Origin of the sequence: Succinatimonas hippei YIT 12066 (genome assembly GCF_000188195.1) — a bacterium.
GTDB lineage: Bacteria > Pseudomonadota > Gammaproteobacteria > Enterobacterales > Succinivibrionaceae > Succinatimonas > Succinatimonas hippei.
In genome coordinates this window covers 1-9,074 of the sequence record NZ_GL831006.1, presented here as the reverse complement: position 1 = coordinate 9,074, position 9,074 = coordinate 1, and the positions used below count along the sequence as shown (strand labels likewise).

Sequence of the window (9,074 nt, the reverse complement as noted above, 5' to 3'; positions counted from 1 at the left end):
GGACGGGGTTTTAGCCGCTGCTCTTTTTTGATAAAGTTTACTGATTATAGCTGTATATTATTGCATAAAGCGCCATTTAAATTAAGACAAGATTTTGAAATTAAAAGAATTATTGATAATTAACCACTTATCTTTCAGACAAAAAGAAGGTGACTTTTTAGTCACCCTCTGAATCCTTTTTAATGAGTTATTTTAAGCTGTCTTTATAGAACTTAATGATTTTATCAAACGGGATTTTTTCAAGATTATCATATAAATCAGTATGATTTGCACCGGGAATAATCATAAGTTCTTTATTGTCGCCTTTTAATTTTTTGAAAGTATCTTCACTAAAATAACGTGAATGTGCTTTTTCGCCGTGAATTAAGAGTACCGGGCTCTTAATTTCGTCGGCATAAGACAAAATTGGCATATTGATAAAAGACAGTGACGAGGTTTTATTCCATCCGCCGTTTGAGTTTAAAGAGCGGGGATGATATCCGCGTGAAGTTTTGTAATAAGCATAATAGTCTTTAACAAATTGCGGAGCGTCCTTAGGAAGAACGTCAGGAAGACCTCCAGCTAATGCATAAGTGCCGTTTTTGTAGTCTTCAGTACGCTGTGTGTTTAACTGTTCTTTTAATGAATAGCGTCCCTCTGCATCCATAGAATCAAAATAACCGTTGGCGGTTACGCGGCTCATGTCATACATGGTGGCGGCGACGGTTGCTTTTATGCGGGTGTCTATTGCTGCTGCGTTAACAGCCATTCCGCCCCAGCCGCATATGCCTAAGATGCCGATTTTATCGGGATCAATCAGATCGTTTGTTGAAAGAAAATCAACAGTAGCACTGAAGTCTTCGGTATTAATGTCAGGAGAGGCAACGTAACGCGGCATTCCTCCGCTTTCTCCGGTAAACGAAGGATCAAAAGCTATGGTTACAAATCCGTTTTCTGCAAGAGTTTGGGCGTAGAGTCCTGACGCTTGTTCTTTTACCGCTCCAAAAGGACCGCTTACGGCAATAGCAGGAAGTTTTCCTTGGGCGTTTTTAGGAACGTACATATCGGCAACTAGAGTTATACCGTAGCGATTGTGAAAGGTAACTTTGCTGTGATTGACCTTATCGCTTTTAGGGAATACTTTATCCCACTTGGTTTCAAGTTTGATATTTTCTTGCATATTGATACCTGATGCGTAGTTGTTGTCAATTTGGCTTGAACAGCCGGAAATCGCGACGGCAGCAGCTGCTGTACAGAAAATTTTAAAAGACCTGTTCATGTTTTTTCCTCTTCATTTGTTTGAAATCAATTACTTTTTTGGAGATTGCCAATTAAAAAATCAAGACAGTCAATTTGCCTTTGTCTAAAGTGCAGACATTCAAGCAGATGTCGCCTTTGTTCTTTTAAAAGGTTTAACTGTGCAGGAACCTTTCCGCTTGCATTTAGTTTTAAGAATTTATCTATTTGTTGATTATCGCAGCCTGCGTCAATAAGGTTGCGTCGCAGTAATAAGTCTTCAAGCATGATTGCTGCTCCTTCTTTATTTAAAAATATAGTTTTTATCTGGTGAAATAGCTAATACTTTGTTTTAATTTCATGTTATGTTTAAAGAGCATTTCAAAAGAGGTGTTTTATGCTTGAATTTAGAGTCTTAAGATATTTTTTGGCTATTGCACGTGAAGGCAACATCACACGGGCAGCAAACACACTTCATGTCACACAGCCGACATTGTCTCGTCAAATACAAGAACTTGAAGATAGGCTCGGTCATAAATTATTTATTCGTTCAAGCCATAGCGTTGCTTTGACTGAAGAAGGAATTTTACTTAGAAAACGAGCTGAAGAAATATTGGATTTAGTATATAAAACAGAGGCAGAGTTTGATAATTATCATGATGAAATTGCAGGCGACGTGTATGTCGGCGGAGGTGAAACTGTTGCTATAAGTTTCGTGGCTGACGTTATAAACGAACTTATAAGCGCTTATCCTAAAATGCATTTTCATTTATATAGCGGAAATGCTTCTGACGTGACCTATAGGCTTGATCGCGGTCTTATAGATTTTGGAATTTTGATTGAGCCTGCGGATATTTCAAAATATGACTATGTACGTTTGCCCTCTAGCGATAAATGGGGCGTTATTATGAAAAAAGATTGTCATTTGGCTCATAAGGAATTTATTGAAAAAACCGATCTTATTGGGTTGCCGCTTATCATGTCGCGACAGGCAATTGATGCTAAAGAGGACAACAATTTTATTAGATGGTTCGGTGATGATTTTGAAAAATTGAACATAATCGCTACGTTCAATTTATTGTTTAATGCGGCAATGCTTGTGAAAAGCGGAAGCGGGTACATTGTGTCAATCGATAATATTATAAATACTGGTGATGACAGCGAGTTATGTTTTGTACCGTTAAAACCTGAGCTTAAATCAGGTTTGGTTTTAGTATGGAAAAAATATCAGGTATTCTCGCCTGCCGCTTTGGTGTTCCTGCAAACGCTTAAAAATCGTTTATAAAAGTGCTATCTTAACGAAGTTATATTTTAAATTGCGGTAAAAAAGTAAGCAGGCTTTTTGTTTTAATTTTTAGTTTAGAGAGTTTTTTATGTTGCAGCAACTCAGCGTGGGCCTTATCTTCTTTGGTGCCATGCTCATTAATGCCATTACGGGTTTTGCCGGTAATCTTTTGGCAATGCCCGGAACCATTCAGTTAATCGGAATGACTGATGCCAAAGTAGTATCGACAATTGTAGGTTTATTCTCTTGCTTTATTATTGCGATGGTGGGGATTAGGAGCGTAGTTTGGCATGAAGTTTTAAAAATCACGCTGTTTATGATCCCGGGTATCGCTATAGGCTTTTATCTTTTTTATACACTTGATTTAAGTTTTTTACTTTATATATACGGAACAGTCATTGTCTTAATAGCTGTTAAGAGTTTCTTTACGAAGCAAGGACAATATAACATGTCCTTGCCGGTTTTCTTGTTGGTGATGATGTGTGCAGGTTTGATGCAGGGACTCTTTGTGTCGGGAGGAGCCTTTGTTGTAATTTATGCGGTGCATACTTTTAAAAGCAAAGAGGAGTTCAGAGCTACTCTTTCTGTATTGTGGGTAGTATTGAATACTATATTGCTTATACAGGAAGGAATTGTCGGGGAAATAACTCCGCAAAATTCTCTATTGAGTTTTTATATATTAATTCCATCTTTGCTTGGAGTGTATTTAGGTAACAGACTTCATCACAAAATAAGCGGTAAAGGTTTTTTGCTTTTATCCAATATATTGTTGCTGGTTTCAGGTATTGTCTGTTTCTTTAAAGTTTAGTTTTTTATAGGTCTTTTTGGGCTTGGATAAATAAATATTTAAGATAAAAACTGCAGACGTGTATAGAAATATCCAAACAATAAAGGCAAAAGAAATTTGTATGAAAGTAGCGTTAGTAAAAACTTTGCCGATAAGAAAGTTTGGTAAAGCCGATCCGACATAAGCCATAAAATATAAAAATGAGATAATATCGGCGCGTTCCGTGACTGCCGAGCCGGCTAATAGTATTTTTAATAATAAAGACAATCCGGCTCCGATTAAAAAACTTAGTAAAGTCAAGGTAATAAAAAAGATAACAACGTGCGGATAAGCTATGGTTAAAAACATCATGCTGCCGATTATAAAAGTAAGCGGCATGATAAGCTTTAACGATTTGGCTGGGTTTAATCCTCCTACAGTAAAACCGCCTACTGCGTTCGGCAGTGTTACGGTAAGGTAAATGATTGCAGTAAGCAAGATAACGTTATCTTGATCGTTAAACAATAAAAGAGCTATTTTTGAGCTTAAAGCCTGAAAAAAAGAAGTCTGTCCCCAGCTGCCTATGTAGCCTATAGCTGCCATAATAAAAAAAGCAGTTTTTCCTTTAGGCAGTTTGAAGGTAGGTGAAAGTACGGTTATAAGCTTTTTTACTGAAAATTTAGTATTAAGACTTTCTTTTGAAAGACAGATTAAAACAGCAAGAAAGACAGTAAAACCTAAAAATATTTCAAAAAGTCTGTCAGCGCTTATAAGATTAAAGTTAACTCCGATACCGGCAATAAGCGATCCTGTCATTAAACCCAACGAAGCTCCGGCTACGCTCATGGCAGTACCGAGCCATTCTTTTCCGGGAGGGGCTGAATCCACCGCCCAGCTCATCGCCGATCCTGTAATAATGCCGCAGTATATGCCTTGTATAAAGCGTCCTGCATTCAAGAAAAATACATTTGTACAGTCAATAAAAAATATTGTTGACACAAATGCGCAGATTAAAGCGCAAAGTACTGCTTTTTTACGTCCCAGAGCATTTGATAGTTTTGCTAAAAACAATAAAGAAACGATGCAGCCTAAAAAGTAGGAAAGCATGGTAACGGCAAGTTGGGCTGAGCTCATATTAAGTTCTTTAGCCCATAATGCCATTAAAGATATGGGCATGGATGTTGCTATAAAACAACTTATAACGGCAAGAGATGAACTTATAAAGGTAAGAATATTGGCAGATGACTTGGACATAATTTTGTTTTTACTTTGATTTTGCGGACGCAATTATCTGCCTAAAAGAAAGACTTTAAAAGAGGAAAAATTTATTTTTTACAAAATTTTTATTTTGTAAGTAAGAAAAATTTTAGATTTGAAATCTTTTAGTAACAGCTGCTATGTTTCTGCTAATAATTTTTGTGTAAATTGTGTCGGATGATAAGTTTGCAAAGTAAGGGGCTTGAAAATGCAATTAAAGTTATTGTTAATAAGTTGTATTGCTTCGGCACTGGTGATTGCTTGTAGTGAAACAGTAAGCCTTGAGGGCAGATGGGTGGAGCCGATTCCGGGAATGGAAAATAAAATTCAGGGAATAGAGCTTGCAAAAGGCGGACAAGCTTCTTCTATCAATATGGCAACTTTACAGTATGAAAAATGGGATCAACAGGGAAATAAGTTGATTCTATCAGGTAAAAGTATCGGTAATGGACAGAGCGGAGATTTCACCGATATCTTAACTATTGAAAAAGTTACAGATAATGAGCTTGTTTTAAAAAAGGGAAATTTGAATATAACTTATCATAGACAGCAGTAATGTCTTAAAAATATAGTAAGTTTTTAAAAGCGCTGCTTAATTTTGAAGCAGCGCTTTATTGCGTTTTATGCAATTTTAAATTTTAAGCTTTAAAATTTGCAGTAAAGTAGGTAAGTACTCCGCCTGAAAGATTATAAGTCTTAAAGCCGTAGGCATTTAAAATTCTGCAGGCGTTATAGCCTCTGATGCCTACGGCACAGGTAATGACTATTTCTTTATCTTTATTGAGCGTATTTAAATTTTGGCGCAGGCTGTCAAGCGGCAGATTGATAAATCCCGGAATATGACGCTGTTTAAATTCATCAGGAGTTCGAACATCAATAAAAATCGCGTCTTTAAAACGAGTATTTAATTCGTCAAAGCGCGCCGTCTTAACTAAACCGTCGCGTATATTTTCAAGTATGCAGCCGGCGTAATTAATTCCGTCTCTGGCAGAACTAAACGGCGGAGCATAAACTTGCTCGTGATATGCCAGATCGTCAATCGAGCCGTTTTTGCTTAAATAAGCACTCATGATCTCAATACGTTTGGCAGCTTCCGATCCGACAGCCTGCGCGCCTAATAACTTAAAGCTTTTTTTGTCATAAATGACTTTAAGATGGCATTGTGCGGCATTTGGATAATAACCTGCGTGTTGATTAGGATGCAGCCAAACGGCATCACAATCGACTTTTCCTTTTAGTGATCTTTCATTTAAACCGACGCTTGCTGCTTCAATGCCGAATACTTTAACGATGCTGGCCCCCATTGCTCCTTTATAGGGAAAAACCTGCAAATCTTTATTTAATCTGTTTTTAGCAAGATGAGAACACAGGACTCGGGCCTGTTTGTTTGCTGGTCCTGCAAGGGCAATAGATGTTTTACCGCCTAAAAGCGGATCGTTAATTTCAACTGCGTCACCTAAAGCGTAGATGTTAGGATCGCTTGTTTGCATAAAGTCGTTGACTTTGATAAATTCGCGATCGTTTAAAGACAGACCGGCTTCTTTTGCAAGCACTGAATTAGGTCTGCCGCCAATAGCAAGAATTATTGCGTCAAATAAAAAAGTACCGTCTTTAAATTCGGCTTTAAGAATATCGCCATCATGAGAGATGCCGGTAATAGGAGAGTTTAGTTTAAGCCTGACTCCGTGAGCTTTTAGTTCCTGATGCACAAACTGCGCCATTTCAAAGTCAAACGGCGGCAATACTTGAGGAGCTCCTTCGGCAAGGGTTACTTCAATGCCGATGTGATTTAAGTTTTCTGCACATTCAAGACCGATAAAGCCTCCGCCTACGACAAGTACTTTTTTAGCATTACGACTTTTAATTCGTGCTTTTATCGCGTCAACATCAGGGACGGTTCTTAGGGTAAAAACACCATCAATACCTGATGCAAAAGGCGGAACGATGGCATTGCTTCCCGGAGATAAAATCAAAACGTCATAATTTAAAGTAAAAGTTTTTTCTTTATCCTGTAAGTTGACGTATTTATTATTGCGATTGATTGACGTTACTGTTGTGTTATCAAGAACGTTTATGTTGAAACGCTTTTCAAAAAGTTTCTTGTCAGCAACAAAAAGGTTGTCCCTGTCAGCGATTACGTCTGATAAAAAATAGGGTAAACCGCAGTTGGCAAAAGAAACATAAGGACCTTTTTCTATAATGGTGATCTTGGCGTTTTCATCAAGACGACGCAGTCTTGCCGCACATGCAGCGCCGCCGGCAACACCGCCTACAATTAATATCTGCATATTTAATCTTCCTTATTGTGATGACAGGATAATTATAGGCGCGTCTTTAGTACATAAAAGTAAAAAAGTACTTTTTTATCGTTAAATTAATTTCCGATCTTTTTTTCTAATAATACTAAGTTAACCCCGTCAATTCCGTTAAAAGCACAGGGAACAATGCCTATCTCTTTATAACCGAGCTTTTTATAAAGGTTTCTGGCGTTGGTGTTTTTGGCATTGGTATCCATGCGCAGATAGGGACATCCTTGTTCAAGGGAATATTTTTCATAAAACTCTACAAAAGCTTTGCCAAGACCTGATTTTTGTCCCTTAGGATCGATAACCAAGGTATGCATTACCATTACTTTGTTGTCAGGAACTTTATATTCCCAATTTCCGTCTGCGTATACGTCAACCTGCTGCTGATTTAAAATGGCACTGCCGACTATGTTTCCGTCTTTTTCTGCTACAAACAAATCATCTCTTTTTAGTGCTTCTAAAGCGGTTTCTTTTTCAGGATATACGCCTCTTTGCCAACCGATGGTGACTAAGCCTTGTTCTTCAGCTGTATGGATGGCGGCATAAATGTCAGCTATTGCGTCAATATCTTTAGCTTCTGCTTTGCGGATATTTAAAGTCATTTTCTGTTTCCTTAAAAAAATATGGAAAACATTGGAGTTATGAGATTTTGATATTAAGAAAAACTAAAGCTAAATTCAATCAAGTTAAGGTAAAAGCTGTAGAAACAAAAAATCCCAAGGTTCAAAAGTCCCCCGGGATTTTTGAGGAGAAAATCGCTTTGTTATTATTTTGCGGTTACTTCATTTACCATGCCAAAAGCGTTTAAGGTTTTAGGGAAACCGATATAAGGAACCATAACCACTAATGCATCAATAAGCATTTGACGAGTATTGCCTACGGAGATGTTTCCGGCAGCATGAGCTTTAACCTGCGGTTCGCATCCGCCTAATGCGCTGATGTAAACGAAAGTCAAAAACTCGCGTTCTTTTAAAGTTAAACCGGTTCTGGTATAGGTATCACCGAAACAAAACCCGGTTAAAAGATCGATTGAAAGATGCTTTTCGTCTTCTTTGGCGGCTTTATGCATAGCATCGATTCCGCTGCCGAAAATTCCTTTCTGCACTTTAAGACCTTCGTTAAAACGGTTGTCATCATTTACGGTAATGGCAGAAGGCAAAGGTAAAGCAATGCCGGCTTTTTCGCATTCCTGCATAAAAACTTTTTCTGCTCTTGTGATGTAAGACATTCCGACATAAGCCATGCCTTGATAAATGGTTTCACGAATTTCAACAGGAGCGACTCCGTCCTTCAATGCTTTAGCGATATTTAGCGAAAGCAGATCTTCATCGCCTAAAGTGCTTAAAGTCGCAATAGTGACTAGAGACTGCATTTTAGGAGAAAGAGAAACATAATTCGGGGTCTCTTTTGTGGTTACTCTGTTTAAAATTTGATAAAGCTCGGTATCGTTGTTTTGAGCCATTACTGTTCCTCCGCACATAACTGCAGCAGTTAGGAAAGCCGCAGCCATAAGTTGTGAAAGTTTTGTCATACTATGTACCTTTAGTTAGGTTCAGACATAAAGTCTTTGTCCGATACGGGTTCAAGCCAGGTTGATTTATTGTTGGGCACATTAGTTTCAACGGAAATATGAGTCATCCAGGTATCAATACCGCCGCCGTGCCAGTGCTCGACATCAGGCGGAATACGCACGACATCGCCTTTTTTAATGATTTGAACTGATTTACCGCGTTCTTGATAGCGACCTTCTCCGCTTAAAACCAATAAAATTTGGCCGCCCGAATGCTTGTGCCAATTCGTACGAGTTTTTGGCTCAAAAGTCACGTTGCCGATAGGTGCGTTAAATACTGCATCGTTTTCTGACAACATGGTTAAATAAGAAGTACCGGTAAAGAATTTGCCGTAAGGATTGATTTCGCCCTGAGCAAAGACAGTATCAATGGGTGCCTTATTCATATTTGCTTCTCCTGCTAAGACCGCGCTACTTGCTAAAAAGGATGAGCAAAGCAGTAATGGAATAAATTTTTTCATAACTGTGTCCTCAATGTTTGTTTACTAAATTAAATGTATATAAATTTTTATCTATCGTAAAATACTATATTTATATTGATATTTATGCTTTTTAGGTATTAAACTTTTTAATTTCGATTTCGTTGCTTATATTCATGCTTTTTAAGCATGCGTATGGATAAAAACAAAGTATTTGTATAAATCCCGGATCGCCGTAATTTAAATATAGTATAAA

10 protein-coding genes are annotated in these 9,074 nt (G+C 37.8%); 3 read left to right on the top strand and 7 right to left on the bottom strand.

Going from position 1 to position 9,074, the window contains the following annotated elements:
* Positions 1-187: 187 nt before the first annotated feature.
* Complete coding sequence (locus HMPREF9444_RS06060) at positions 188-1,258, bottom strand: alpha/beta hydrolase (RefSeq protein WP_009143519.1); 1,071 nt, start codon at positions 1,256-1,258, stop codon at positions 188-190.
* A 26-nt stretch (positions 1,259-1,284) separates the two neighbouring features.
* Positions 1,285-1,503 carry a hypothetical protein gene (locus HMPREF9444_RS06055; RefSeq protein WP_009143518.1) on the bottom strand — a complete coding sequence of 73 codons (219 nt, stop codon included), beginning with the start codon at positions 1,501-1,503 and terminating at the stop codon, positions 1,285-1,287.
* Between the two features lie 109 nt (positions 1,504-1,612).
* On the opposite strand from HMPREF9444_RS06055, the gene HMPREF9444_RS06050 reads away from it, so the two are divergent.
* Together HMPREF9444_RS06050 and HMPREF9444_RS06045 are read left to right on the top strand one after the other, a co-directional pair.
* On the top strand, positions 1,613-2,500 hold the full coding sequence (locus HMPREF9444_RS06050) for a LysR family transcriptional regulator (RefSeq protein WP_009143517.1): 888 nt from the start codon (positions 1,613-1,615) through the stop codon (positions 2,498-2,500).
* Between the two features lie 88 nt (positions 2,501-2,588).
* A complete protein-coding gene (locus tag HMPREF9444_RS06045; RefSeq protein WP_009143516.1) occupies positions 2,589-3,308 on the top strand; it encodes a sulfite exporter TauE/SafE family protein in 720 nt (239 codons plus the stop codon).
* On the opposite strand, the gene HMPREF9444_RS06040 is transcribed toward HMPREF9444_RS06045, so the two are convergent.
* Positions 3,279-4,520: an MFS transporter gene (locus HMPREF9444_RS06040; protein ID WP_148514386.1), complete on the bottom strand. Its 1,242-nt coding sequence runs from the start codon at positions 4,518-4,520 to the stop codon at positions 3,279-3,281. The two genes, HMPREF9444_RS06045 and HMPREF9444_RS06040, sit on opposite strands and share 30 nt — an antisense overlap.
* A gap of 211 nt (positions 4,521-4,731) precedes the next feature.
* Here HMPREF9444_RS06040 and HMPREF9444_RS06035 point away from each other — a divergent pair, with 211 nt between their 5' ends.
* Positions 4,732-5,079 (top strand): lipocalin-like domain-containing protein, encoded by a 348-nt coding sequence (locus tag HMPREF9444_RS06035; protein WP_009143512.1) that lies wholly within the window; start codon positions 4,732-4,734, stop codon positions 5,077-5,079.
* 82 nt (positions 5,080-5,161) lie between these two features.
* Here HMPREF9444_RS06035 and HMPREF9444_RS06030 read toward each other — a convergent pair whose 3' ends face one another.
* From HMPREF9444_RS06030 to HMPREF9444_RS06015, 4 genes are all read right to left on the bottom strand, one after another.
* Positions 5,162-6,811 (bottom strand): FAD-dependent oxidoreductase, encoded by a 1,650-nt coding sequence (locus HMPREF9444_RS06030; protein ID WP_009143511.1) that lies wholly within the window; start codon positions 6,809-6,811, stop codon positions 5,162-5,164.
* Positions 6,812-6,897: 86 nt separating this feature from the next.
* Positions 6,898-7,431 (bottom strand): GNAT family N-acetyltransferase, encoded by a 534-nt coding sequence (locus HMPREF9444_RS06025; RefSeq protein WP_009143510.1) that lies wholly within the window; start codon positions 7,429-7,431, stop codon positions 6,898-6,900.
* 164 nt (positions 7,432-7,595) lie between these two features.
* Entirely contained in the window at positions 7,596-8,360 is a 765-nt protein-coding gene (locus tag HMPREF9444_RS06020) for a carboxymuconolactone decarboxylase family protein (protein WP_009143509.1), read from the bottom strand.
* An 11-nt stretch (positions 8,361-8,371) separates the two neighbouring features.
* Positions 8,372-8,785 carry a cupin domain-containing protein gene (locus HMPREF9444_RS06015; protein WP_040909326.1) on the bottom strand — a complete coding sequence of 138 codons (414 nt, stop codon included), beginning with the start codon at positions 8,783-8,785 and terminating at the stop codon, positions 8,372-8,374.
* Between the last annotated feature and the right edge of the window lie 289 nt (positions 8,786-9,074).

What these genes read in the sequence shown, in the direction of transcription:
- HMPREF9444_RS06060 (WP_009143519.1), bottom strand. Translation starts at nt 1,258, where the DNA reads ATGAACAGGTCTTTTAAAATTTTCTGTACAGCAGCTGCTGCCGTCGCG.
- HMPREF9444_RS06055 (WP_009143518.1), bottom strand. Translation starts at nt 1,503, where the DNA reads ATGCTTGAAGACTTATTACTGCGACGCAACCTTATTGACGCAGGCTGC.
- HMPREF9444_RS06050 (WP_009143517.1), top strand. Translation starts at nt 1,613, where the DNA reads ATGCTTGAATTTAGAGTCTTAAGATATTTTTTGGCTATTGCACGTGAA.
- HMPREF9444_RS06045 (WP_009143516.1), top strand. Translation starts at nt 2,589, where the DNA reads ATGTTGCAGCAACTCAGCGTGGGCCTTATCTTCTTTGGTGCCATGCTC.
- HMPREF9444_RS06040 (WP_148514386.1), bottom strand. Translation starts at nt 4,520, where the DNA reads ATGTCCAAGTCATCTGCCAATATTCTTACCTTTATAAGTTCATCTCTT.
- HMPREF9444_RS06035 (WP_009143512.1), top strand. Translation starts at nt 4,732, where the DNA reads ATGCAATTAAAGTTATTGTTAATAAGTTGTATTGCTTCGGCACTGGTG.
- HMPREF9444_RS06030 (WP_009143511.1), bottom strand. Translation starts at nt 6,811, where the DNA reads ATGCAGATATTAATTGTAGGCGGTGTTGCCGGCGGCGCTGCATGTGCG.
- HMPREF9444_RS06025 (WP_009143510.1), bottom strand. Translation starts at nt 7,431, where the DNA reads ATGACTTTAAATATCCGCAAAGCAGAAGCTAAAGATATTGACGCAATA.
- HMPREF9444_RS06020 (WP_009143509.1), bottom strand. Translation starts at nt 8,360, where the DNA reads ATGACAAAACTTTCACAACTTATGGCTGCGGCTTTCCTAACTGCTGCA.
- HMPREF9444_RS06015 (WP_040909326.1), bottom strand. Translation starts at nt 8,785, where the DNA reads ATGAATAAGGCACCCATTGATACTGTCTTTGCTCAGGGCGAAATCAAT.